Annotated in this window: 25 protein-coding genes; 10 read left to right on the forward strand and 15 right to left on the reverse strand. The window is 71.8% G+C overall.

The window, feature by feature from the left end; translation table 11 throughout:
- Positions 1-35: 35 nt before the first annotated feature.
- The 4 genes from ABZ659_RS26065 to recX all read left to right on the forward strand — a co-directional run bounded on the left by ABZ659_RS26065 (position 36) and on the right by recX (position 3,764).
- A complete protein-coding gene (locus ABZ659_RS26065) occupies positions 36-230 on the forward strand; it encodes a DUF3046 domain-containing protein (RefSeq protein ID WP_360224448.1) in 195 nt (64 codons plus the stop codon).
- A gap of 149 nt (positions 231-379) precedes the next feature.
- A complete protein-coding gene (locus ABZ659_RS26070) occupies positions 380-1,546 on the forward strand; it encodes an AI-2E family transporter (protein ID WP_360224566.1) in 1,167 nt (388 codons plus the stop codon).
- A 227-nt stretch (positions 1,547-1,773) separates the two neighbouring features.
- Positions 1,774-2,901 (forward strand): recombinase RecA, encoded by a 1,128-nt coding sequence (gene recA / locus ABZ659_RS26075; RefSeq protein WP_360224450.1) that lies wholly within the window; start codon positions 1,774-1,776, stop codon positions 2,899-2,901.
- A 2-nt stretch (positions 2,902-2,903) separates the two neighbouring features.
- A complete protein-coding gene (recX, locus tag ABZ659_RS26080) occupies positions 2,904-3,764 on the forward strand; it encodes a recombination regulator RecX (protein WP_360224452.1) in 861 nt (286 codons plus the stop codon).
- Between the two features lie 29 nt (positions 3,765-3,793).
- On the opposite strand, the gene ABZ659_RS26085 is transcribed toward recX, so the two are convergent.
- From ABZ659_RS26085 to ABZ659_RS26120, 8 genes are all read right to left on the reverse strand, one after another.
- Positions 3,794-4,195, reverse strand: coding sequence for a rhodanese-like domain-containing protein (locus ABZ659_RS26085; RefSeq protein WP_360224454.1), 402 nt, complete (start codon positions 4,193-4,195; stop codon positions 3,794-3,796).
- Positions 4,192-4,731, reverse strand: a complete 540-nt coding sequence (locus ABZ659_RS26090) for a cysteine dioxygenase (RefSeq protein WP_360224456.1) — start codon at positions 4,729-4,731, stop codon at positions 4,192-4,194. Before ABZ659_RS26090 ends, ABZ659_RS26085 begins: the two co-directional genes overlap by 4 nt.
- 69 nt (positions 4,732-4,800) lie before the next feature.
- Positions 4,801-4,887 carry a putative leader peptide gene (locus ABZ659_RS26095; protein ID WP_313960178.1) on the reverse strand — a complete coding sequence of 29 codons (87 nt, stop codon included), beginning with the start codon at positions 4,885-4,887 and terminating at the stop codon, positions 4,801-4,803.
- Between the two features lie 57 nt (positions 4,888-4,944).
- Complete coding sequence (locus ABZ659_RS26100; protein WP_360224568.1) at positions 4,945-6,645, reverse strand: FAD-dependent monooxygenase; 1,701 nt, start codon at positions 6,643-6,645, stop codon at positions 4,945-4,947.
- Positions 6,646-6,832: 187 nt separating this feature from the next.
- Entirely contained in the window at positions 6,833-7,741 is a 909-nt protein-coding gene (locus ABZ659_RS26105) for an amino acid ABC transporter permease (RefSeq protein ID WP_360224458.1), read from the reverse strand.
- Positions 7,738-8,415, reverse strand: a complete 678-nt coding sequence (locus tag ABZ659_RS26110) for an amino acid ABC transporter permease (protein ID WP_360224460.1) — start codon at positions 8,413-8,415, stop codon at positions 7,738-7,740. The genes ABZ659_RS26105 and ABZ659_RS26110 overlap by 4 nt, the downstream gene beginning before the upstream one ends.
- A gap of 135 nt (positions 8,416-8,550) precedes the next feature.
- Entirely contained in the window at positions 8,551-9,399 is an 849-nt protein-coding gene (locus ABZ659_RS26115) for a glutamate ABC transporter substrate-binding protein (protein WP_360224462.1), read from the reverse strand.
- Between the two features lie 78 nt (positions 9,400-9,477).
- Positions 9,478-10,254, reverse strand: coding sequence for an amino acid ABC transporter ATP-binding protein (locus tag ABZ659_RS26120; protein WP_360224464.1), 777 nt, complete (start codon positions 10,252-10,254; stop codon positions 9,478-9,480).
- Positions 10,255-10,562: 308 nt separating this feature from the next.
- On the opposite strand from ABZ659_RS26120, the gene ABZ659_RS26125 reads away from it, so the two are divergent.
- Entirely contained in the window at positions 10,563-11,249 is a 687-nt protein-coding gene (locus ABZ659_RS26125) for a response regulator transcription factor (protein ID WP_360224466.1), read from the forward strand.
- Positions 11,250-11,258: 9 nt separating this feature from the next.
- Entirely contained in the window at positions 11,259-12,683 is a 1,425-nt protein-coding gene (locus ABZ659_RS26130; protein ID WP_360224468.1) for a HAMP domain-containing sensor histidine kinase, read from the forward strand.
- A gap of 46 nt (positions 12,684-12,729) precedes the next feature.
- On the opposite strand, the gene ABZ659_RS26135 is transcribed toward ABZ659_RS26130, so the two are convergent.
- Positions 12,730-13,731, reverse strand: coding sequence for a TAXI family TRAP transporter solute-binding subunit (locus ABZ659_RS26135; protein WP_360224470.1), 1,002 nt, complete (start codon positions 13,729-13,731; stop codon positions 12,730-12,732).
- A 113-nt stretch (positions 13,732-13,844) separates the two neighbouring features.
- On the opposite strand from ABZ659_RS26135, the gene ABZ659_RS26140 reads away from it, so the two are divergent.
- Both ABZ659_RS26140 and ABZ659_RS26145 read left to right on the forward strand, forming a co-directional pair.
- Complete coding sequence (locus ABZ659_RS26140) at positions 13,845-14,249, forward strand: MazG nucleotide pyrophosphohydrolase domain-containing protein (protein WP_360224472.1); 405 nt, start codon at positions 13,845-13,847, stop codon at positions 14,247-14,249.
- Positions 14,250-14,340: 91 nt separating this feature from the next.
- Positions 14,341-15,132, forward strand: a complete 792-nt coding sequence (locus ABZ659_RS26145; RefSeq protein ID WP_360224474.1) for an AfsR/SARP family transcriptional regulator — start codon at positions 14,341-14,343, stop codon at positions 15,130-15,132.
- 25 nt (positions 15,133-15,157) lie between these two features.
- On the opposite strand, the gene ABZ659_RS26150 is transcribed toward ABZ659_RS26145, so the two are convergent.
- The 4 genes from ABZ659_RS26150 to ABZ659_RS26165 form a co-directional block, all read right to left on the reverse strand.
- Positions 15,158-16,387, reverse strand: a complete 1,230-nt coding sequence (locus tag ABZ659_RS26150; RefSeq protein ID WP_360224475.1) for an ROK family transcriptional regulator — start codon at positions 16,385-16,387, stop codon at positions 15,158-15,160.
- 13 nt (positions 16,388-16,400) lie between these two features.
- Entirely contained in the window at positions 16,401-17,681 is a 1,281-nt protein-coding gene (locus tag ABZ659_RS26155) for an ABC transporter permease (RefSeq protein WP_360224477.1), read from the reverse strand.
- A complete protein-coding gene (locus ABZ659_RS26160) occupies positions 17,678-18,454 on the reverse strand; it encodes an ATP-binding cassette domain-containing protein (RefSeq protein WP_360224479.1) in 777 nt (258 codons plus the stop codon). Before ABZ659_RS26160 ends, ABZ659_RS26155 begins: the two co-directional genes overlap by 4 nt.
- 120 nt (positions 18,455-18,574) lie before the next feature.
- Positions 18,575-19,660, reverse strand: coding sequence for a substrate-binding domain-containing protein (locus tag ABZ659_RS26165; protein ID WP_360224480.1), 1,086 nt, complete (start codon positions 19,658-19,660; stop codon positions 18,575-18,577).
- 315 nt (positions 19,661-19,975) lie between these two features.
- Between ABZ659_RS26165 and miaB the strand changes: the two genes are divergently transcribed.
- Together miaB and ABZ659_RS26175 are read left to right on the forward strand one after the other, a co-directional pair.
- A complete protein-coding gene (miaB, locus tag ABZ659_RS26170; RefSeq protein ID WP_360224482.1) occupies positions 19,976-21,502 on the forward strand; it encodes a tRNA (N6-isopentenyl adenosine(37)-C2)-methylthiotransferase MiaB in 1,527 nt (508 codons plus the stop codon).
- A 116-nt stretch (positions 21,503-21,618) separates the two neighbouring features.
- The gene (locus ABZ659_RS26175; RefSeq protein WP_360224484.1) at positions 21,619-22,365 is read left to right on the forward strand and encodes a class III extradiol dioxygenase subunit B-like domain-containing protein; all 747 of its coding nucleotides are present in this window, start codon (positions 21,619-21,621) and stop codon (positions 22,363-22,365) included.
- An 85-nt stretch (positions 22,366-22,450) separates the two neighbouring features.
- Here ABZ659_RS26175 and ABZ659_RS26180 read toward each other — a convergent pair whose 3' ends face one another.
- On the reverse strand, positions 22,451-22,705 hold the full coding sequence (locus ABZ659_RS26180; protein WP_360224486.1) for an antitoxin: 255 nt from the start codon (positions 22,703-22,705) through the stop codon (positions 22,451-22,453).
- A gap of 23 nt (positions 22,706-22,728) precedes the next feature.
- Positions 22,729-23,040: a hypothetical protein gene (locus ABZ659_RS26185; RefSeq protein ID WP_360224488.1), complete on the reverse strand. Its 312-nt coding sequence runs from the start codon at positions 23,038-23,040 to the stop codon at positions 22,729-22,731.
- Positions 23,041-23,118: the final 78 nt, after the last annotated feature.

Raw genomic sequence — 23,118 nt, forward strand, 5'->3', positions numbered from 1 at the left:
CGGGAGTGCCCACTCAGGGGCGGGATACTGGGGTCATGCGGTTGACGGTCTTCTGGGAGCGGATGGCGGAGCACTTCGGTGCGGGGTACGCCGACACCTTCGCGCGCGATCACGTGATGTCGGAGCTGGGCGAACGCACGGTGAACGAGGCGCTCAACGCCGGCTGGGAGGCCAAGGACGTCTGGCGCGTGGTGTGCGGCGTCATGAACGTGCCACAGGAGAAGCGCTGACCCGTCACGGAGGTACCGGGACGGTCCCGGATGCCGCCGACGTGGGTGAGACTTGCTCCGTGGCATCCACAGACGAGACCGTGTCCGACCGTCCCCACCCCCCGACGGTGCCCTCCGCGCGGGCCGACGATGTCGCCGCGCCCGCGCGTATGCCGCGCTGGCTGCCGCGCGCGATGGTGCTGGCGCTCGCGCTCGTCGCCCTGTTCCAGCTCGGCAGCTGGGCCTTCCACCAGCTCATCGGCCTGCTGATCAACGTACTCATCGCGTTCTTCCTGGCGCTGGCCATAGAACCGGCGGTGAGCTGGATGGCGTCCCGGGGTATGCGCCGGGGCCTGGCCACCTTCCTGGTCTTCCTGGGCCTGCTCATCGCCGTGGCGGGGTTCGTCACCCTGCTCGGCTCGATGCTGGCCGGGCAGATCGTCAGGATGATCGAGGGGTTCCCGGAGTACCTGGACTCCGTCATCAACTGGATCAACACGACCTTCCGCACCGAGCTGCGGCGCGTCGACATCCAGGACAGCCTGCTGCACTCCGACTGGCTGCGGAAGTACGTCCAGAACAGCGCCACCGGTGTGCTGGACGTCTCCGCGCAGGTGCTGGGCGGGCTGTTCCGGCTGCTGACGGTCGCGCTGTTCTCGTTCTACTTCGCCGCGGACGGGCCCCGGCTGCGGCGCGCGCTGTGCTCCGTGCTGCCGCCCGCGCGGCAGGCCGAGGTGCTGCGCGCGTGGGAGATCGCCGTCGACAAGACCGGCGGGTACCTGTACTCGCGCGGGCTGATGGCGCTGATCTCGGGCGTCGCGCACTATGTGTTGCTGGCGGCGCTGGACGTCCCGTACGCGCCCGTGCTCGCCGTCTGGGTGGGTCTGGTCTCGCAGTTCATCCCGACCATCGGCACGTATCTGGCGGGTGCCCTGCCGATGCTGATCGCCTTCACCGTGGACCCCTGGTACGCGCTGTGGGTGCTGGTCTTCGTCGTGATCTACCAGCAGTTCGAGAACTACGTGCTCCAGCCGAAGCTGACGTCGAGGACCGTCGACATCCATCCCGCGGTCGCCTTCGGTTCGGTCATCGCCGGCACCGCGCTGCTCGGCGCCGTGGGCGCGCTGATCGCCATTCCGGCGGTCGCCACGCTCCAGGCGTTCCTCGGGGCGTACGTGAAGCGGTACGACGTGACCGACGACCCCCGGGTGCAGGGGCACCGGCAGCGGGTGCCGGCGTCGGCGTCGGGGCCGGGGATGCGGGAGCGGGCGCGGCGGCTGTGGGCGCGTGGCATCGGTGCGGATCCAAGGGCGGGGTCCGAGGAGGGGCCCGCCTGAGGGGCGGCTGCCCTCTCCTGAGCGTCGTGTGGCACGCTTGACACGAAAATCGAACATCCATTCTCATGGAGGCTCCGGCGAGGTTCTTGACGGGGATTCTGCCCCAGTTGGGGGTGGGATGTCCGGGAGTTATCCACAGGCCGGACCCGCGTCGAGGCGCATTGTCAGTGGCAGGCGTTAGCGTCTTTGACGTGAAGCGATCGACTCAAGCAAACCGGGTGGAACCCATGGCAGGAACCGACCGCGAGAAGGCGCTCGACGCCGCGCTCGCACAGATTGAACGGCAATTCGGCAAGGGCGCGGTCATGCGCATGGGCGAGCGGTCGAAGGAGCCCATCGAGGTCATCCCGACCGGATCGACCGCCCTCGACGTGGCCCTCGGCGTCGGCGGCCTGCCGCGTGGCCGTGTCGTGGAGATCTACGGACCGGAGTCGTCCGGTAAGACGACCCTGACCCTGCACGCCGTGGCCAACGCGCAGAAGGCCGGAGGCCAGGTCGCCTTCGTGGACGCGGAGCACGCCCTCGACCCCGAGTACGCGAAGAAGCTCGGCGTCGACATCGACAACCTGATCCTGTCCCAGCCGGACAACGGCGAGCAGGCGCTGGAGATCGTGGACATGCTGGTCCGCTCCGGCGCGCTCGACCTCATCGTCATCGACTCCGTCGCCGCGCTCGTCCCCCGCGCGGAGATCGAGGGTGAGATGGGCGACTCGCACGTGGGTCTCCAGGCCCGTCTGATGAGCCAGGCGCTCCGGAAGATCACCAGCGCGCTCAACCAGTCCAAGACCACCGCGATCTTCATCAACCAGCTCCGCGAGAAGATCGGCGTGATGTTCGGCTCGCCGGAGACCACGACCGGTGGCCGGGCCCTGAAGTTCTACGCCTCGGTGCGCATCGACATCCGCCGCATCGAGACCCTGAAGGACGGCACGGACGCGGTCGGCAACCGCACCCGCTGCAAGGTCGTCAAGAACAAGGTCGCGCCGCCCTTCAAGCAGGCCGAGTTCGACATCCTCTACGGCCACGGCATCAGCCGCGAGGGCGGTCTCATCGACATGGGCGTGGAGCACGGCTTCGTCCGCAAGGCCGGTGCCTGGTACACGTACGAGGGCGACCAACTCGGCCAGGGCAAGGAGAACGCGCGCAACTTCCTCAAGGACAACCCCGACCTGGCCAACGAGATCGAGAAGAAGATCAAGGAGAAGCTGGGCGTCGGCGTACGGCCGGAGGAGCCCGCCGTCGAACCGGGCGCGGACGCCGCGGTCACCACCGCCACGGGTGACGCCGCCAAGCCGGTCACGGCCCCGGCGGCGACCAAGGCGGCCAAGACCAAGGCCGCCGCAGCCAAGAGCTGACCGTGACACGACGAACCGACTGGGCCGAGTACGAGTACACGGCCTCCGGTGCCCCACGGGGGAGGGGCATCGGGGACGGTACGGGCCCGGTGTACGGGGATGACGGGGACGGTACGGGCCCGGTGTACGGGGATGACGGGGACGGTACGGGCCCGGTGTACGGGGATGACGGGGACGGTCAGTCTCCTGACGGCGATGTCTCCGGCGGTCCGCGCGATCCGGACGCGGGCGGTGGTCGGCGTCGTGGTGGCGGCGGGGCACGGGGGGCCCGTGGGCGCCGTAGGCGTGGCTTCGGTGAGGCGGACGCCGCTGAGGACGGGGACGCCGCCTCCTTGTCGAGGGCCGAGGCGGCGGCGCCCTCTGGGGACCCGGGTGAGCGGGCACGGGCGATCTGCCTGCGCCTGCTCACCGGGACCCCGCGGACCCGCAAACAGCTCGCCGACGCGCTGCGCAAGCGGGAGATCCCCGACGAGGTGGCCGAGGAGGTGCTGTCGCGGTTCGAGGAGGTCGGGCTGATCAACGACAGCGCGTTCGCGGACGCCTGGGTGGAGTCCCGGCACCACGGCCGGGGGCTGGCCCGGCGCGCACTCGCCCGGGAGCTGCGGACCAAGGGCGTCGACTCCACGCTGATCGACGAGGCCGTCGCCCAGCTCGACTCCGAGCAGGAGGAGGCGACCGCCCGCGAACTCGTCGCCCGCAAGCTGCGCGCCACCCGTGGCCTCGACCGCGACAAGCGGATACGGCGGCTCGCCGGGATGCTCGCCCGCAAGGGCTACCCCGAGGGCATGGCCCTGCGGGTCGTGCGGCAGGCGCTGGAGGAGGAGGGCGAGGACACCGGGTTCCCGGACGGCGAGGAGTACTGACGCGGGGCTGCCGATCGCTGACTGTCGCGCTAGTCCGTCACCGGCAGTCCCGCCGACCGCCACGCCTGGAAACCGCCGACCAGGTCGGTCGCCCGGGTCAGGCCCAGGCGGTGGAGGGACTCCGCGGCCAGGCTGGAGGCGTAGCCCTCGTTACAGACCACGATGATCCGCAGGTCATGGTCGGTGGCCTCGGGGAGTCGGTGGTCGCCGAGCGGGTCGAGGCGCCACTCCAGTTCGTTGCGCTCCACGACCAGGGCGCCGGGGATGAGGCCGTCCCGCTTCCGCAGGGCCGCGTAGCGGATGTCCACCAGCAGCGCCTCACCGGCGCGGGCGGCGCGGTACGCGGTGTGCGGGTCCACACGGTCGTACCCGGCGCGCACCCGCTCCAGCAACGTGTCGATGCGGACGGTCTGTTCAGGGAAGCCGCTCACTGCCAGTCCTCCGGACGTTCGACCTGCTCCAGGCGCAGGATTGATCCGCTGCGACTGTAACGACGGATCCGGGGCAGCGGCGGGTGGTAGGCGTGCACGGAGACGGCGTGTCGGTCGGGGGAGTCGTTGAGGACCTCGTGGACGTGGTGCCTGCCGAAGGACCGGCCCCGTCCGGCGGGGAGGACCCGCTCGCGGTCCACGCCCTCGGTGAGTTCGAGGGTCCGCCAGCCGTCGGTGGGCAGCCGCGCGGCGAGTGAGGACTCCCGCAGCGCCCCGGCGGCGGTGGTGAAGGCGCCGATGGAGTCGGCGTGGTCGTGCCAGCCGGTGCCGGAGCCCGGCGGCCAGCCGATCAGCCACGCCTCGCTGCCGCCCGGCCCGTCCAGCCGCACCCAGGTGCGGCCCCCGGGGTCGAGGGGGAGCGACGCGATCAGCTCGGCGTCGGCGGCGGTGCGTCGTACGAAGTCGAGGAGGTCCGCCTGCGTGGGGGACGCGGTGGAACGGGGCGCGGAGGCGGGGATGGCGGGCGAGACAGACACGGGTACCGTCCTGTGGGCGTTCGCGAGGGGACGCGCGGCATCGCGGCGGCGCGGTGGGAAAACGCGAGTTCAGCAGGACGGACGACACACGCAGCCCGCGTAGCGGACCAGGTCCATATGGACCCTCCGCCACAGGCGCACACAGGTGTCGGTCATGGGCCGGAGTACACCACGGCGGCCCCGGACGGTCAACTCCGCGTCCACGGCCGGTAGTCAGCGCGATCCGGCCGTCGCCTCCGCCTCCGGCGCCGTGGTCGCCCCGCCCGCCGCCGCACCGCCGAGGGCCGTCTCCGCCGCCGTGTAGAGGTCGGCCGGGCGCACCCCGCCGAGCGCGGCGACGAGGTGGCCGTCGGGGCGCACGAGCAGCACGGTGTGCGCCGCCGCTCCCGGATAGCTCTCGGCGACCAGCAGCTCCGCGGGCAGCGGCAGCGCCGCCACCGCGGCCGCCAGCCGGGGCATGACACCGGCCGTCACCCAGTGCTTGCGCTCCCACACGCCCGTACCCGGTGCGACCAGGACGACGAGCAGCGCCCCCCGGCCGAGCCGGTCCCGGAGCCGTACGAACGTGCCGTCCTCCGCCGTGACCCGCACGTCCGTGACCGGCGCCCCCGGCGCCGTGCCGACCGGAACCGCCCCCTCCAGCCCACGGGGCGTCAGCGGCGAGCCGGCGTACGACCCCGGCGCGCCCAGCGCCCCGCGCCCCAGATGGCCGTCGGTGAGCAGGGCGTCGTGGCCCCGGGCGGTGCCGGGGACGTAGGCGCGCAGGCCCTTGCCGCCGCGCAGTATCGGCAGCGCCTGGTCGGCGGCGCGCAGCCGGGCGGCGACCGCGCCGCGCCGCTCGCTCTGGTAGCTGTCGAGGAGCGCCTCCCTGGGCCCGTGGTGCCAGGCCAGCGCCAGCTTCCAGGCGAGGTTGTCGGCGTCCCGCAGCCCCTCGTCGAGGCCCTGCGTGCCGAGCGTGCCCAGGCAGTGCGCCGCGTCCCCGGCGAGGAGGACCCGGCCGACCCGCCAGCGCCGCGCCAGCCGGTGGTGGACGGTGTGCACGCCGGTGTCGAGCAGCTCGTACGACGGTGAGGCGTCGCCCGTCCAGCCGATCAGCGTCTCCCGGATCCGTGCTACCAGCAGCTCGGGCGTGACCAGGTCCTTGCCGGGCGGCAGCAGCCAGTCGAGGCGCCAGACGCCGTCCGGCAGCGGACGCGCGGTCACCTCCCCGCCCGAGGGGCCCGACGTCCGCCACGGGGGCGTCCGGTGGAGCAACGCGCGGCCGGGCCACGGAAGGTCCGTGCGCAGCGCGGCGACGGCGTGCCGCTCCACCGCCGTACGGCCGGGGAAGCGGATGTCCTGGAGTTTGCGGACGGTGGAGCGGGGGCCGTCGCAGCCGACCAGGTAGCTGCCGCGCCACCAGGTGCCGGCGGGGCCGCGGGTGTGGGCGCTGATGCCGGAGCGTTCCTGCTCGATGCCGTCGACGCGGCTGTCGACGACGAGCCTGGCCAGCCGCTGGCGGGCGAGGGCGGCGCGCAGGGCACCGGTCAGGACGTGCTGGGCGAGGTGCAGCGGGGAGGGCCCGGCCGCCTCGGCGGGCTCCTCGCCGGGCTCCTCCTCGGCGGCGCCGAAGCCGAAGTCGGGCTCGTCAGCCGCCGTGCCGGGACCGGCGTCGAAATCGACGGCGCGCATCACCTGCTTGCGCCGCATCGACCGCCATCCGGCCCAGTGCGCGCCCGCCTCGGCGATCGGCGCGCCGGTCAGCCGCGTCAGCAGGGCGACGGTGTCCTCGGGCAGGACGACCGTGCGCGCGAGCCGTGGTTCGTCGTTGCCCGGACCCTCGTCCAGGACCACGGACGGCACCTCCTGGCGGGCCAGCGCCAGTGCGAGCGTGAGCCCCACGGGCCCCGCCCCGACGATGATCACCGGGTCCACGGCGCGGCGCTCCCTGCCCTCGGCGGCGTCCTCAACGGGGACGTATGTGAACAAGAGGTTGGAGCAGGGTGCACGATCACAGAACGTATGCAACCCATTGCCGGTGCTTGCGTCAAGCGACGGAGGCAGTGGCGATCACGCCACTGCCTCCGCAAGGGGCCCTGGGGCCTCACAGGTCACTGGACGGTCAGGTTCCGCCGCCCGCGCCGGTCCCGTGGGTGCCGCCGACCTCCGCCGCGTTCAGCTCGTCGACGTCCTCGACGCCGAGCACCGCGCCCGTGCCGCGCTTGCTGCGCCGCAGCCGGGCCTCCAGCCAGCTCGCGAAGCTGGTGAGGAGGAAGTTGAGGACGATGTAGATGACCGCCACCACGATGAAGCTCGGGATGACGTTGGCGTAGTTGGCGGCGAGCGTGCCGCGGGCGTTCAGCAGCTCGGTGAAGCCGATCATCACGCCGCCGAGCGCGGTGTCCTTCACGATGACGACCAGCTGGCTGACGATGGCCGGGAGCATCGCGGTGACCGCCTGCGGCAGCAGGATGCTGGTCATCGTCTGGCTCTTGCGCAGCCCGATCGCCTGCGCGGCCTCCGTCTGCCCCTTGGGAAGGGCCAGGATGCCCGCCCGGACGACCTCGGCGAGGACGGAGGCGTTGTAGAGCACCAGGCCGGTGACGACGGCGTACAGCGGCCGGTCCGCGCTCTCGACCCCCGTGGAGCGGGCGTAGAACTCGTTGGCGAACAGCATCAGCAGCAGCACCGGGATGGCGCGGAAGAACTCGACCACCGCGCCCGCCGGAATCCGCACCCAGCGGTGGTCGGACATGCGCGCGATGCCGAAGACGGCGCCGAGCGGCAGGGCGATGACCATCGCCAGCGCGGCGGCCTTCAGGGTCTCGCCGAGTCCGGGCAGCAGGTACGTCGTCCACGCCTCCGACTGCGTGAACGGCTTCCACAGGGCCCACTCGAGCTGGCCCTTGTCGTCCATGACCCGCCAGACCCACCACAGCACCAGGGCGAGCAGGGCGAAGAAGACCACCGAGAAGATGACGTTGCGCCGCTTGGCCCTGGGGCCGGGGGCGTCGTAGAGGACGGAGGTCACCGCTTCACCGCCAGTCGCTTGCTCAGCCAGCCGAGGATCAGACCGGTCGGCAGGGTCAGTACCACGAAACCGAAGGCGAAGACGGCGCCGATCAGCACGGTCTGGGCCTCGTTCTCGATCATTTCCTTCATCAGGAGGGCCGCCTCGCCCACGCCGATCGCCGCCGCCACCGTGGTGTTCTTGGTGAGCGCGATCAGTACGTTGGCCAGCGGGCCGATGACCGAGCGGAACGCCTGCGGCAGCACGATGAGCGACAGCACCTGGGTGAAGCTCAGCCCGAGCGCGCGGGCCGCCTCCGCCTGTCCGACGGGGACGGTGTTGATGCCGGAGCGCAGCGCCTCGCAGACGAACGCGGCGGTGTAGGCCACCAGGCCGAGCACCGCGAGCCGGAAGCCCTGGAGCTCGAAGTCGTCGGGGGCGCCCATCGTCACCCCGAAGATGTCGGCGAGGCCGAGGGAGGTGAAGACGATGATGACGGTCAGCGGGATGTTGCGGACGATGTTGACGTACGCCGTCCCGAAGCCTCGCATCAGCGGCACCGGGCTGACGCGCATCGCCGCCAGGATGGTGCCCCAGACCAGGGAGCCGATGGCCGAGAACACGGTGAGCTGCACCGTCACCCAGAAGGCACCCAACAGGGTTGGATTGTCATACTCAGAAAGAAAGTCGAACACGATCTCCCGCGCTTCCGGGTGGGTGGTGGCGGACCGGCGGGCCGCCGCCGTGATCGCGGCGGGCGGCGGCGCGCCGTGCGGACTCCGCGTGACAGGGCGGCGTCCGCGCTGGAACGCCGCCCTGCACGGACTCCGTTACTGGACGATGTCGCCGATCTTCGGGGCGGGCTCGTTCTGGTAGTTCGCCGGGCCGAAGTTGTCCTTCACGGCGGTGTCCCAGGCGCCGTCGCTGACCATCTTCTCCAGCGCCTTGTTGATCTTGTCGACGGTCTCGGTGTCGCCCTTCTTGACGCCGATGCCGTAGTTCTCGTTGCTCAGCTTCAGACCGGCGAGCTTGAACTGGCCCTCGTACTGGTCCTGGGCGGCGAAGCCCGCGAGGATCGAGTCGTCGGTCGTCACCGCGTCCACGGCACCGCTCTGCAGACCGGCGATGCACTCCGAGTAGGTGCCGTACTCCTTCAGCTGGGCCTTCGGGGCGAACTTGTCGGAGACGTTCTGCGCCGAGGTCGAGCCGGTCACGGAGCACAGCTTCTTCGAGTTGAGGTCCGTGGCCTCGGTGATGTCGGAGTCCGTCTTGACCAGCAGGTCCTGGTGGGCCAGCAGGTACGGTCCGGCGAAGTCGACCTTCTCCTTGCGCTCGTCGGTGATGGAGTAGGTCGCCGCGATCATCTTCACGTCACCGCGGGCGAGGGCGTTCTCACGGTCGGCGCTCTTGGTCTCGACCCACTCGATCTGGTCGGCGTCGTAGCCCAGCTCCTTGGCGACGTACGTGGCCACGTCCACGTCGAAGCCGGAGAAGGAACCGTCGGGCTCCTTCAGGCCCAGACCGGGCTGGTCGTACTTGATGCCGACCTTGATCTTGTCGCCGCCACCGGAACCCGAACCCGTGTCCTCGCTGTCGCCGTCGTCACCGCCGCAGGCGGTCGCGGTCAGGGAGAGGACGAGGGCGGCGGCGGCCGCTGCGGTGACCTTGCGGAGCTTCATGGTGAACATCCTTTGCCTGATGAAGGGGGAACCGTCGGTGCGGGTGACGTGGGTGGCCGCCGGGGGCGACCAACGCCGTCAGTGGTGCAGGATCTTCGACAGGAAGTCCTTGGCACGGTCACTGCGCGGATTGCTGAAGAACTGGTCGGGCGAAGCCTCCTCGACGATGCGGCCGTCCGCCATGAACACCACGCGATTGGCGGCGGACCGGGCGAAGCCCATCTCGTGGGTGACCACGATCATCGTCATGCCGTCCCGGGCGAGCTGCTGCATCACCTCCAGGACCTCGTTGATCATCTCCGGGTCGAGGGCCGACGTCGGCTCGTCGAAGAGCATGACCTTGGGGTCCATGGCCAGCGCCCGCGCGATCGCGACACGCTGCTGCTGCCCGCCGGAGAGCTGCGCGGGGTACTTGTCCGCCTGGGTGGCGACACCGACGCGGTCCAGCAGGGCGCGCGCCTTCTCCTCGGCCTTCTTCCTGTCCGCCTTGCGGACCTTGATCTGGCCGAGCATCACGTTCTCGAGCACGGTCTTGTGCGCGAAGAGGTTGAACGACTGGAAGACCATCCCGACGTCGGCGCGGAGCCGGGCCAGCGCCTTGCCCTCGTCGGGCAGCGGCTTGCCGTCGATCGCGATCGCGCCCGAGTCGATCGTCTCCAGGCGGTTGATGGTGCGGCACAGGGTGGACTTGCCGGACCCGGAGGGCCCGATGACCACGACGACCTCGCCGCGGGCGATCGTCAGATCGATGTCCTGGAGCACGTGCAACGCGCCAAAGTGCTTGTTGACACCCTTCAGGACGACCAGTTCGCCGGTCGCGGCCACGTCTTCCTTGGCCACCGATACTTCGGTCATCGCTTGCTGGCTCCGTCCTCCTCGGTTTCGGAGGACAGTAGCTACCCTACGCGACCTGCGTCATTACATCTGAGGCGAATTTGAGTATCACGATCCGATAGCAGCTGGACACGGCTGGTAGCCCCCGGTGACCCGCACCGGTATCGGCCGGATAACGGAACCCGTCACGGGAGCGGAACTCCCTTGACGCCGTCGTCGTCCATCAGCGTGACTGCCATGTGCACGCGCGCGTGGGGGGTGTCCTACCCGCGGGACCGGTCCGGCCGGTGACCCTTTTCCGTACCAGCGATGAACCGAAGGAGGCCAGGGTGAGACTGCTCCTCGTCGAGGACGACGACCATGTCGCCGCCGCTCTGTCCGCGGTTCTCGCGCGGCACGGCTTCGACGTCACCCACGCGCGCAGCGGGGAGGAGGCACTCCGGGCGCTCGTCCCCGAGGGCGCCGGGTTCGGGGTCGTCCTGCTCGACCTCGGCCTGCCCGACCAGGACGGCTACGAGGTGTGCGGCAAGATCCGCAAGCGCACCGCCGTCCCGGTGATCATGGTCACCGCGCGTGCCGACGTCCGCTCCCGCATCCACGGCCTCAACCTCGGGGCCGACGACTACGTGGTGAAGCCGTACGACACCGGTGAGCTGCTCGCGCGGATCCACGCCGTCAGCAGGCGCACCGTGCCGGAGGAGGCGGGCGGGGGCGGCGAGACCGCGCTGCGGCTCGGCTCCGTACACATCGAGCTGCCCACGCGGCAGGTCAGGGTGGACGGCCTGGTCGTCCAGCTGACCCGCAAGGAGTTCGACCTGCTCGCCCTGCTGGCGCAGCGCCCCGGCGTCGTCTTCCGCCGGGAGCAGATCATCAGCGAGGTGTGGCGCACCAGCTGGGAGGGGACCGGGCGCACCCTGGAGGTGCACGTGGCCTCACTGCGCGCCAAGCTGCGGCTGCCCGCGCTGATCGAGACCGTGCGGGGCGTCGGCTACCGGCTCGTCGAGCCCGCCGCCTAGCGGGGCTCGGTGCGCACACGTCTGCTGCCGCTGCTGATCATCCTGATGGCGGCCGTCCTGCTCGCCCTCGGTGTGCCGCTCGCCGTCAGCGTCGCCGCCGCCCAGCAGCAGCGGGTCGTCGTCGACCGGATCGACGACACGGCGTTCTTCGCGGCGCTCGCCCAGTTCGTCACCGACACCCCCGGCGGAGCGCCGCCCGCGCCGCCGAACGAACGCCTGGAGACGCTCCGCCGGGAACTCGACAGCTACCACCGGGTCTACGGCATCAGGGTCGGCGTCTTCTACCGCAACCGCACTCCCATGGCCAACGCCCCGGTGGACTGGCTCCTCCCCCCGACGGGTGAGGTGCGGGACGCCTTCGACGAGGCGCTGCTGAGCCGCCGCAGCGACGATCCCGAGCAGGTGTGGCCCTGGCAGCGGGGGCGCCTGGTAGTGGCGTCGCCGGTCATCCGGGACGGTGACGTCGTCGCCGTCGTCGTCACCGACTCGCCCACCGGCCAGATGCGCTCGCGCACCCTGTACGGCTGGCTGGTCATCGGGGTGGGCGAGATCGCCGCGATGCTGCTGGCCGTCGGGGCCGCGCTGCGGCTGACCGGGTGGGTGCTCAGGCCGGTGCGGGTCCTGGACGCCACCACGCACGACATCGCCACCGGACGGCTGAAGTCCCGCGTAGCCGTCGGCAGCGGGCCACCGGAACTCAGACGGCTGACCCGATCGTTCAACGAGATGGCGGACAACGTCGAGGACGTCCTGGAGCAGCAGCGCGCCTTCGTCGCCGACGCCTCGCACCAGCTGCGCAACCCGCTCTCGGCGCTGCTGCTGCGCATCGAGCTGCTCGCCTTGGAGCTGCCGGAGGGGAACGAGGAGATCGCCTCCGTCCGGGCCGAGGGCCGCCGCCTGGCCCAGGTCCTGGACGACCTGCTCGACCTGGCGCTGGCCGAGCACTCCGAGGCCGACCTCCAGCTGACCGACATCGGCGCGCTGACCGCCGAGCGCGTCGCCGCCTGGGCGCCGACCGCCGAGGCCAAGGGGGTACGGCTGCTGGGGGACTGCCCGCCGACCACCGCCTGGGCCGACCCCGTCGCGCTGTCCAGCGCCCTGGACGCGGTGATCGACAACGCGGTGAAGTTCACGCCGGAGGGCGAGAGCGTCGAGGTCGCCGTCGCCTCCAACGGCGACACCTCGACCGTCGTGGTCGCCGACCACGGGCCGGGTCTGACCGACGAGGAGCTGTCCCGCGTGGGCGACCGCTTCTGGCGCAGCGGACGCCACCAGAACGTCAAGGGGTCCGGCCTCGGCCTCTCCATCTCCCGTGCCCTCCTCGCGGCGGGCGGCGGGCGCATCGCCTACGACCACCATCTGCCGGGCGACACCGACGGGTCGCGGGGGCTGCGGGTGACGGTGACGGTGCCGAGGTCGGGTCCGGCCGCGTAGGAGCCGTCACGGTGATGGCGGCCGGGCGGTCCGGCCGCGCGGGAGGCTACGGCTTGACCGAGCGGTAGTAGCGCCGGGCGCCGTCGTGCAGGGGCAGCGGGTCGGTGTAGATCGCGGTGCGCAGGTCGACGAGCTGGGCGGGGTGGACGTGCCTGCCGATGCCGTCGCGGCTGTCGAGGACGGTGCGGGTGACCCACTCGATCAGCGCCGGGTCGACGTCCTCGCGGGTGATCAGCACGTTGGACACCGCGATGGTGGGCACCGTCCCGGCCTCCCGCTGGCCGGGCCGGTAGGGCGACAGCGGCATGTTGGTGGCGCGGTAGTAGAGGGTGCCGGGGCCCTGCCGGTGCAGCCGGGTGACGAAGTCGGCGTCGAGCGGCACCAGCCGGAAGTCGAACGTCTCGGAGAGTTCCCGCAGCCCGTCCGTGGGCAGCCCGCCGGACCAGAAGAACGCGTCGAGGTCCCCGTTCCTCAGCCGGTCGGGGCCGGTGTCGATGCCGTCGGGCAGCGGGGTGATGTCCTCCTGTGGGCTGATGCCCGCCGTCCGCAGCACCCGCTCCGCGATCAGCCGTACGCCCGAGCGCGGCAGCCCGATGGCGACCCGCTTGCCCTTCAGGTCGGCGACGGACTCGATGTCCGAGCCGAGCGGGACGACGAGGTGGACGTAGTCGTCGTACAGCCGGGCGACCCCGCGCAGCCCGTCGGCGCCCTTCCCGTCGTCGAGCTGGTACGTCTCCACCGCGTCCGCCGCGGCGATCGCGAAGTCGGCCTCGCCGGCCGCCACGCGCGCGATGTTCTGCTGCGAGCCGTCGCTGGTGACGAGCCGTACCGCCAGGTCCGGCATGTCCTTGCCCAGCTCGGTGCGGAGCAGGGTGCCGTACTTCTGGTAGACGCCGCGGGGTGTCCCGGTGCTGAACGTGATCGTGCCGCTCGGCGGTGTCTCACCCAGCGGCAGCAGCCACCACAGCAGCAGCCCGAGCACCACGACGCCGACGGCCGCGCCCCGAAGGGCCCAGCGCCCGCCGACCCGGGGGAACACTCTGGACATGCGCGCGATCCTGCCAGCCGGTGCGCCGTGGTGACCAGGGCCGTTGTCACACCGCAACGCGGGCGGGCCCGAGCGGCACGGCGCTGTCAGTGGGGGTCGTTAGAGTCGGTGGCATGAGTTCGTCGCCCGCAGACCTGGTCCGGGAGTTCCACCGCGCCTTCGGTCTGGACGCCCGCAGCAGACCCACCGAGGTGCCCGCCGAGCTGGCCGCGCAGCGCCGGGCGCTGCTGGCGGAGGAGGCCGCCGAGGTCGCCGAGGTCTCCGTCGGCGGACCGCTCGACCGGCTCGCGCACGAGCTGGCGGACGTCGTGTACGTCGCCTACGGCACCGCCCTCGTGCACGGCGTCGACCTGGACCAGGTGATAGCCGAGGTGCACCGCGCGAACATGACCAAGCGGGGCCCCGACGGGCAGGCGGTCCGGGGCCCCGACGGCAAGGTGCTCAAGGGCGCGCACTACGAGGCGCCGGACGTCACCGCCGTACTGCGGCGGCAGGGCTGGCAGCCGGACGGCGGCTGACCCGGGCGAACGCGCGCTGTCCAGCCGGAGTCTAGGGCGGGCCCCCACAATGCGACGGCATGGCGCAGGTCGCGAGCCTACGGGGGTACTCATGCGGTTCCGGGTCCTGGGCACCGTGGCGGTCGGTACGGGCGGTGCCTACCACGCCGTCCCAGGGCGGCGTCAGCGCGTTCTGCTGGCGAGCCTGCTCGTCCGGGCGCCCGCCGTCGTGCCCGCGTCGACGCTGTACGACGAGCTGTGGACGGACAGCCGGCCGGTCACCGTGGAGAACGCGCTCCAGGCCCACGTCTCGCGGCTGCGGCGCGCCCTGGTCCGGGCGACCGGCGACCCGGCGGCGGACGTGCTGCGCACCCACGGCTCCGGGTACCGCCTGGACGTGTCGCCCGACGACATCGACCTGCACCGCTTCCGCGCGTACGTCCGCCGCTCCCACCGGGCGCTGGCGGGCAACGACCTGTCCGCCGCGCGGGAACTGCTGGACCGGGCCCTCGCGCTGTGGCAGGGCGTGCCGCTCGGGGACGCGGCGGTGGGGCCGCTGTGCCGGAGCGCCGTGGCGGAGTGGGAGGAGGAGTACCTGTCCGCGCGGGAGGACGCCCACTGGCTGCGGATCCGCGCGGGGGAGCCGATGCGGGCGGTGGGGGAGCTGAAGCGGATGAGCATCGCCCACCCGGGGCGGGAGCGGATCACCGAGCTGCTGATGGTGGCGCTCTACCAGAGCGGTCGGCAGGCCGAGGCGGTCGGCGTCTACCACGCGGCCCGGCGGCGGCTCGTCGAGGAGTCCGGCCGGGAGCCGTCCCCGAAGCTGCGCCAGCTGTTCCGGCAGATGCTCGACCAGGCCCCCGGCCTGCACCGCTCCGCCGTGCCGCTGAGACGCACCGCGTGACGGGCGGGGCCGCGACGCGGCCGTCCTACCGTCCGGCCTGCGGCTGCGGCGCCGCGCCGGTGGGGGCCAGCGCTTCCAGCGGGCCGTCCAGGATGCGGGAGAAGGCGAGTTCGGCGGCGCCGACGAGGGCGGCGTCGTCGCCCAGCTCGCCGACCCGCAGCCGCAGGTTCTCCCGCGAGGGCGTGAGGGCGTGGGTGTTCACGCGGCTGCGGATCTGGGCGGCGGAGCCGAGGTACACCTCGCGGAGCGTGCCGCCGAAGACGACGGTGCGCGGGTTGAGGACGTTGACCAGGCTGGCGACGCCGATGCCGAGCCAGTCGCCGACGTCGTGCAGGGCCGCGCGGGCGGCGATGTCCCCCCGGTCGGCGGCCTCCACGACGGCGCGCACGGCCTCCCGGCCGGTGGCCGAGGGGTCCCGCCGGGCGCCCTCCAGCAGGGCGCGCTCACCGGCCTCCGCCTCCAGGCAGCCCCGCGCGCCGCAGCCGCAGGGCCGTCCGCCGCGCGGGTTGACGACCAGGTGCCCGACTTCCCCGCCGTACCCGGTGTCACCGCCCAGCAGCCGGCCGCCGGAGATGACGCCGCCGCCGATGCCGATGTCGCCGTGCAGGTAGAGCAGGTCCTGGCAGCCGGTGCCCGCACCGCGCAGGTGCTCGGCGAGGGCGCCGAGGCTCGCCTCGTTGCCGACCGCCACGGGCAGGCCGAGGTCCAGCCGACGGGTGAGGTCAGCGCCGAACTCCTCGTCCTCCCAGCCGAGGTGGAAGGCGGCGCGGACCAGGCCGTCGGGCCCGCGGACCAGCCCGCGGACGGCGGCCCCCACGCCGACACAGACGGTGCCCTGCCGCGCGCTGGCCGTCAGCTGACCGGCGAAGTCCGCGATCACGGCGGTCACTTCGGCGACGCCGCGGTGACCGGGGGACAGGGGCGTCGCCCGCCGGTCGAGGAAGACCCCGCCGAGGCCGACGCGCGCGGCGGTCAGCCGGTCCACACCGACGTCGAAGGCCAGGACGTACGCCCGGTCGTGCTCGGACCGGACGACCAGGGACGGCCGTCCCGCCCGGCCGGTGTCCCGGGGTAGTTCCTCACGGACCAGCCCGGCCGAGGTCAGTTCGCTGACCAGTCCGAGGATCGTGCTGCGGTTCAGGCCCATACGGTCGGCCAGGACCGCCCGCGACAGGGCGCCGTCGATGTGCACGTGGCGGAGCAGGGTGCCGAGGTTGTGCCGGCGGATCTCTTCCTGCGAGGGACCGGCTTTCATGGTCCCCCGAATCTCATCGTTGTGGGGCGCGGCGACGGGACAGCGCGTCCACGCCCGCGGCCACGAGCAGCACCGAACCCGTGACAGCGTACTTGACCCCCGAGCTGTACCCCATCAGACCCATGCCGTTCTGGATCACCGCGACGACCATGCCGCCGAGCACCGCGTCCACGACCCTGCCCCGCCCGCCGAACAGGCTGGTCCCGCCGATCACCGCCGCGCCGACCGCCAGCAGCAGCACGTTGCTGCCACCGGTGTTGGGGTCCACCGAGTTGCCCCGGGACGCGGCGATGATGCCGCCGACCGCGGCCAGGGACGAGCAGATGACGAACGCGGCGATCCGGACGGCGGCCACGTTGATGCCGGCCCGCCGCGCCGCCTCGGGGTTGCCGCCCACGGCGTAGAAGTGCAGCCCGAACGAGGTGCGCTGGAGTACGAACGTACCGGCGACGAGCAGGGCGGTGATGACCGGCACCACGACCGGGACGCCCTTGAGCGAGTCGACGATGACGTTGCGGCTGCGCTCCTGGTTGAGCAGGTGGACGGCGACCGCGCCGAGCACCGCCAGGCCGCCGATCCGCACCGCGAGCAGCACGGGCGGGGCGGTGGAGAGGCCGCGCCGTCGGCGGTTGAGGTTCTGCCGGAGCTGGATCGCCGCGTAGGCCGCGACGCAGAGGGCCAGGAACACCCAGCCGAGGGCGGGGGAGAGGTTGTCGTTGGCGATGGCCAGGATCGTCTGGTCCCGGACGGAGACGTTGGTGCCCTCCTTCAGCAGCATCAGCACGATGCCCTGGAAGCCGAGGAAGGCGGCCAGCGTGACGACGAAGGAGGGGATGCCGACCCTCGCGACCAGGACGCCGAGCAGCAGGCCGATGACCGAGCCGGTGACGATCGCCGCCCCCACGGCGCCGTACCAGGGCCACCCGTGGTCGGTGAGCAGGATGGCCAGTACGGCGGCGCAGACCCCGCTGGCGTACCCCGCGGACAGGTCGATCTCGCCGAGGAGGAGGACGAAGACCAGCCCCATGGCGATGGCGATGCTGCCCGCGCCCTGGGTGAGCAGGTTGGCGAAGTTCAGCTCGGACAGGAAGACCGGGCGCAGGGCGGCGAAGAACACGCACAGGACGATCAGGCCGAGGACGGCGGGCAGGGCGCCCAACTCGCCGCCGCGCAGCCGCTCGACGTAGCCGTGGGCGATCGAGCGCAGGCTCGCGGGGTCGGCGGTGGCGTTCTTGCCCGGTGTTCCGGAGTCGTCCGGCATGTCCGGCTTCTCGGGGGCGACGGCGGCGGTCATGCGGTGGCTCCGTTGGTGGTGGCGAGGCCGAGGTCTCCGCTGCGGCCCGAGGTGATGAGTTCGACGACCTGGGAGTGCGTCACGTCGGACGCCTTGACCTGGGCGGCCATCCGGCCGAGGTAGAGGGCGGCGATCCGGTCGGACACGGCGAAGACGTCGTTCATGTTGTGCGAGATCAGGACCACGGCGAGGCCGTTGTCGGCCAGCCGCCGGACCAGTTCGAGGACCTGCGCCGTCTGCGCGACACCGAGCGCGGCGGTCGGCTCGTCGAGGATGACCACCTTGCTGTTCCACAGCACGGCCTTGGCGATGGCCACCGTCTGCCGCTGGCCGCCGGAGAGGCTGGAGACCTGCTGGCGGATGGACTTGACGGTGCGGACGGACAGCCCTTCGAGGGTCCTGGCCGCCATCTCCTCCATCGTCGCGTTGTCCAGGACGAGTCCGCGGCGCTTCTCACGGCCGAGGAACATGTTCTGGACGATGTCGAGGTTGTCGCAGAGCGCCAGGTCCTGGTAAACGATCTCGACGCCCAGGGCCGCCGCGTCGCGCGGGTTGTGTACCTGGACCCGCTCGCCGTCGAACCAGTACTCGCCGCCGTCGATCGGGTGGATGCCGCCGATGCACTTGACGAGGGTCGACTTTCCGGCGCCGTTGTCGCCGATGAGGGCGGTCACCTCACCCTCGTGGACGTCGAAGGAAACGTCGTGCAGGACCTGCACCGGGCCGAAACTCTTGTCGATCCCGCGCAGTCGGAGGATCGGGGTCGCTGTCATGGAAGACGGCTCCTTACGGTCGTGAGGTCGCGGGCCGTGGGGGTCAGGTCCCACGGCCCGCGGTCGGCCGGTCCGAACGTCGGTGGAAGCGCGGTCGGTTCGGACCGGCCGGTCGGGGAGCTACTTGATGCCGGCCTCGGCGCACAGGGCGGCGTACTTGCCCGTGCACAGCTCGTCCTTGCTGACGAAGCCGTCGTCCACGACGTCCTTGACGTTCTCCTTGTAGATGGCCACCGGGGTCTCCAGCACGGCCGCCACCTCGCGCTTGCCCTCGGGGTCCTCGACGGTCGCGTTCGTCTCGCCCTTCTCGCCCTTGGCGAGCGAGATGGCCAGCTTGGCGGTGGCGTCCGCCTCCTTCTTGACCGCCTTGTAGACCGTCATGCACTGGTCTCCCGCCAGGATGTTCTGCAGCCCCTGCACGGTGGCGTCCTGGCCGGTGACCGGGACCTCGCCGTTGCGGTTCTGCTTGCGCAGCACGGCGATGGCGGCGTTGCCGAGACCGTCGTTGGCGGCGAGCACACCGCCGACCTCGGGCTCGCTGGTGAGCATCTGCTCGAAGATGGTGCCGGCCTGGGCGTTGTCCCAGTCCGGGACGGACTGGTCGGGGCCCTTGACGTACTCGCCCGACTTGTACTTCGGGTCGAGGACGCCGTTGTACCCGTCGGCGAACAGCGTGGCGTTGTTGTCGGTCGGCGAGCCGTTCAGCGTGGCGATGATCGGCTTCTTGGCCTTCATGTCGCTCAGGCACTTGCTGAGGCCCTCGCCCTGCAACGTGCCGACCTGGGTGTTGTCGAAGCTCACGTAGTACTGCGCGGAGCCGCCGAGGGTGAGCCGGTCGTAGTCGATCGTGGCGACGCCCTGCGCCTTCGCCTTGTCCAGCACGGCCTTGCCGGTGCCGCTGTCGAGGTTGACGATCACCAGGACGTTGACCCCGTTGGTGATCATCTGGTCGGCGATGGTCTGGAACTGCTGCTTGTCGCCCTGCGCGTTCTGGATGTCGTAGTCGACCCCCGCCGCCTTGAACGCCTCGCTGAGGTACTTGCGGTCCGCGGTCTCCCAGCGAGCCGAGGACTTGCTGTCCGGGAGGATCACGCCGATCTTCGGCTGCTCGCCGCCGGAGCCGGAGGAGCCGTCGTCGGAACCGCAGGCGGTGAGCGAGCTGGCCAGCGCCACCGAGGCGGTGATGAGGAGGAGTCCCTTGCGCATGGGCAGGGTCCTTTCTGGTGTTACGGCCGGACGACCGGACGCACGAGGGTGAGGAGATGGCCGAGAAAGGTGCTCTCGGGAGGAATGCCGGATCTCGGATGATCCGCCCGGCTGAATGTTGTGAGCGGGAACTTACGGCGCCCCTGCACCCGTGCGCCAGAGGTAGGGAGCGGTCATTTGTCATCCGCCATAACAATCAGGTGACGCCGCGGGGGCGGCGGCGGGCGTCCCTCCGGGAGGGCCGCCGGGGAGCTCCCCGGTACGGGCAACTCCCCGTGGGCCGGGGCGCTCCCGGCACCCCCTTACCCTTGAGCCATGACCAGCAGCAGCCACCGGAGCCCGGCAGTGGACGTTCCCCGCACCATGACGTACGAGATCCGCACCTACGGATGCCAGATGAACGTCCATGACTCCGAGCGTCTGGCCGGACTGCTGGAGGACGCCGGGTACGAGCGCGCCCCCGACGGGTCGGACGGCGACGCGGACGTGGTCGTCTTCAACACCTGCGCCGTACGCGAGAACGCCGACAACCGGCTCTACGGCAACCTCGGCCACCTCGCGCCGAAGAAGGCCAGGCGGCCCGGGATGCGGATCGCGGTCGGCGGCTGCCTGGCGCAGAAGGACCGGGACACCATCGTGAAGAAGGCGCCCTGGGTGGACGTCGTCTTCGGCACCCACAACATCGGCAAGCTGCCCGTCCTGCTGGAGCGCGCCCGCGTCCAGGACGAGGCGCAGGTCGAGATCGCGGAGTCCCTGGAGGCGTTCCCGTCCACCCTGCCCACGCGCCGTGAGAGCGCCTACGCGGCCTGGGTGTCGATCTCCGTCGGCTGCAACAACACCTGCACCTTCTGCATCGTCCCGGCGCTGCGCGGCAAGGAGAAGGACCGCCGCCCCGGCGACATCCTCGCCGAGGTGGAGGCCCTGGTCGCCGAGGGCGTCTCGGAGATCACCCTGCTCGGCCAGAACGTCAACGCCTACGGCTCCGACATCGGCGACCGCGAGGCGTTCAGCAAGCTGCTGCGGGCCTGCGGCCGGATCGACGGCCTGGAGCGCGTCCGCTTCACCTCCCCGCACCCGCGCGACTTCACGGACGACGTGATCGCGGCGATGGCCGAGACGCCGAACGTGATGCCGCAGCTGCACATGCCGCTCCAGTCCGGCTCGGACACCGTCCTGAAGGCGATGCGCCGCTCCTACCGCCAGGACCGCTACCTCGGGATCATCGAGAAGGTCCGCGCGGCCATCCCGCACGCCGCCATCACGACGGACATCATCGTGGGCTTCCCCGGCGAGACCGAGGAGGACTTCGAGCAGACCCTGCACGTCGTCCGCGAGGCCCGCTTCGCACAGGCGTTCACCTTCCAGTACTCCAAGCGCCCCGGCACCCCGGCCGCCGAGATGGACGGCCAGATCCCCAAGCAGGTCGTGCAGGCGCGCTACGAGCGTCTCGTCGCCCTCCAGGAGGAGATCTCCTGGGACGAGAACAAGAAGCAGGTCGGCCGCACCCTGGAGCTGATGGTCGCCGAGGGTGAGGGCCGCAAGGACGGCACCACCCACCGCCTCTCCGGCCGCGCCCCCGACAACCGCCTGGTCCACTTCACCAAGCCCGACCAGGAGGTACGCCCCGGCGACGTGGTCACCGTCGAGGTGACGTACGCCGCCCCGCACCACCTCCTCGCCGAGGGCCGGGTACGCGACGTCCGCCGCACCCGCGCGGGCGACGCCTGGGAGAAGCGGAACCTTGAGGACACCAAGCCGAAGGGCGTCCTGCTGGGCCTGCCCAAGATCGGCGCCCCGGCACCGCAGCCGGTACCGGCGACCGGGGGCTGCGGCTGCGACTGACGTGTGGCGGGGGGCTGTGGGGTGGGGGCCGGTTGTGTGGGGCCTGTTCCGCGCCCCGCACCGGCCCCGTCCGCCGCACACGCGTCGTCGCGCGCGGCGGGGCTACCCTGCGGATCATGCTTGTCGCCGCCGCAGTCTGCCCCTGTCCGCCCCTCCTCGTGCCCCAGGTCGCCGCCGGTGCCGCCCCCGAGCTGGACGCCGCGCGAGCGGCCTGCGCGGACGCGCTGGGCGTGCTTGCCGCCGCCCGTCCGGACCTGCTGGTGGTGATCGGCCCGGACGACCCCGGGACCGGCACCGACACGGCGGGCACCGACACCCGCTGGTACGCCCAGGGCGCGCCCGGCACCTTCCGGGGCTTCGGCGTCGACGTCGACGTACGCCTCGGGAGCCCGGCCGCGGAGTCCGGCGTCGAGCGCTCCCCGGCGCTCCCGGCGTCGCTCGCGGTGGGCGCGTGGCTGTTGGAGCACACCGGTTGGTCGGATGCCCCGATCGAGGGACTCTCCGTCCGGGAACCGATCCCCGCCGAGCGGTGTATCGAAGTCGGAAGGGCAGTCGCCGCCCGAGCCGCACGGGTGGCACTGCTGGTGATGGCCGACGCCAGCGCCTGCCGGACCCTGAAGGCACCGGGCTACCTCGACGAGCGCGCGGAGCCCTTCGACACCGCGGTCGCGCACGCGCTGGCGACGGCGGACACCGCCACGCTCAAGACCCTGGACCCGACCCTGGCCCACACCCTCAAGGCCGCCGGTCGCCCCGCCTGGCAGGTCCTGGCGGGCGCGGGCGAGGCGGCGTCACTGGCCGCTTCCCTGCTGTACGAGGCGGCGCCCTACGGCGTGGGCTACCTGGTGGCCACCTGGTCGTAGGCCCGTAGGGCGTGTTGCGACGGCGGACGACCGCGGAGCACCAGCTCCGCGGTCGTCCGCCGCGGGACGTGGAGGGACGCCTGGGTCAGGAGCGCGGCGCCGTGCCCGGCCCGTCGCCCGAACCGGTGTCGTCCTTGTGCGCGAGCCGGTCCATGGCGCCCTTGGCCTTGCCCGTGCCCGTATGGATCCTGTCGCTGTACTTGCCCTTGGTCTTCTCGTCCACGGCCTTCGCGGCCTTGTCGAGACCGTGCTGCACCTTGTCCCCGTGCTGTTGCGCGAGGCCCGAGAGCTTGTCCTTGGCAGGGGTGAGCTTGGACTTGAAGTTGTCGAACAGACCCATCGTGCACCTTCCCTCGCGGGCAGTTACGTGCGGACGCCCTCACCGGCCTCGCTGTCGGCCACCGCCTCGGCGGACTGCTGCTTGGGGATGTCGACGCCGTCGGTACCGCCGCCCTCGGCACCGTCCTCCGTCGTCCCCTTCGTGCCCGTACCCGCGTCGGCCTCGGCGGACTCCTCCGTCCCCGCCGCCTCCGCGGTCACCGCCGCCCCGGCCGCCGTCGATCCGGCCTCCGGGGCCCCGGTGTCGGTCTCAGCCGCCCCGGTGTGGGCCTCAGCGGTCTCCGCCGCCTCCTCCGTAGCCTTCGACCTCCGGAAAAGCCGTGCAAAAACGCCCATATCAGCTCCATACGTTACTCGTGTGAGCGAAATCCCGCGTCGCCCGGGTCCGCCTGTGCGAACCGTCCGTGCGAACCG

Origin of the sequence: Streptomyces sp. NPDC006997 (genome assembly GCF_040635175.1) — a bacterium.
Lineage (GTDB): Bacteria > Actinomycetota > Actinomycetes > Streptomycetales > Streptomycetaceae > Streptomyces.

Coding starts and splice junctions, on each gene's coding strand:
- miaB (WP_360224482.1), top strand. CDS start 19,976: ATGACCAGCAGCAGCCACCGGAGCCCGGCAGTGGACGTTCCCCGCACC.
- recA (WP_360224450.1), top strand. CDS start 1,774: ATGGCAGGAACCGACCGCGAGAAGGCGCTCGACGCCGCGCTCGCACAG.
- ABZ659_RS26185 (WP_360224488.1), bottom strand. CDS start 23,040: ATGGGCGTTTTTGCACGGCTTTTCCGGAGGTCGAAGGCTACGGAGGAG.
- ABZ659_RS26165 (WP_360224480.1), bottom strand. CDS start 19,660: ATGCGCAAGGGACTCCTCCTCATCACCGCCTCGGTGGCGCTGGCCAGC.
- ABZ659_RS26160 (WP_360224479.1), bottom strand. CDS start 18,454: ATGACAGCGACCCCGATCCTCCGACTGCGCGGGATCGACAAGAGTTTC.
- ABZ659_RS26135 (WP_360224470.1), bottom strand. CDS start 13,731: ATGTCCAGAGTGTTCCCCCGGGTCGGCGGGCGCTGGGCCCTTCGGGGC.
- ABZ659_RS26155 (WP_360224477.1), bottom strand. CDS start 17,681: ATGACCGCCGCCGTCGCCCCCGAGAAGCCGGACATGCCGGACGACTCC.
- ABZ659_RS26120 (WP_360224464.1), bottom strand. CDS start 10,254: ATGACCGAAGTATCGGTGGCCAAGGAAGACGTGGCCGCGACCGGCGAA.
- ABZ659_RS26070 (WP_360224566.1), top strand. CDS start 380: ATGCCGCGCTGGCTGCCGCGCGCGATGGTGCTGGCGCTCGCGCTCGTC.
- ABZ659_RS26175 (WP_360224484.1), top strand. CDS start 21,619: ATGCTTGTCGCCGCCGCAGTCTGCCCCTGTCCGCCCCTCCTCGTGCCC.
- ABZ659_RS26095 (WP_313960178.1), bottom strand. CDS start 4,887: ATGACCGACACCTGTGTGCGCCTGTGGCGGAGGGTCCATATGGACCTG.
- ABZ659_RS26115 (WP_360224462.1), bottom strand. CDS start 9,399: ATGAAGCTCCGCAAGGTCACCGCAGCGGCCGCCGCCGCCCTCGTCCTC.
- ABZ659_RS26065 (WP_360224448.1), top strand. CDS start 36: ATGCGGTTGACGGTCTTCTGGGAGCGGATGGCGGAGCACTTCGGTGCG.
- ABZ659_RS26180 (WP_360224486.1), bottom strand. CDS start 22,705: ATGGGTCTGTTCGACAACTTCAAGTCCAAGCTCACCCCTGCCAAGGAC.
- ABZ659_RS26140 (WP_360224472.1), top strand. CDS start 13,845: ATGAGTTCGTCGCCCGCAGACCTGGTCCGGGAGTTCCACCGCGCCTTC.
- ABZ659_RS26145 (WP_360224474.1), top strand. CDS start 14,341: ATGCGGTTCCGGGTCCTGGGCACCGTGGCGGTCGGTACGGGCGGTGCC.
- ABZ659_RS26150 (WP_360224475.1), bottom strand. CDS start 16,387: ATGAAAGCCGGTCCCTCGCAGGAAGAGATCCGCCGGCACAACCTCGGC.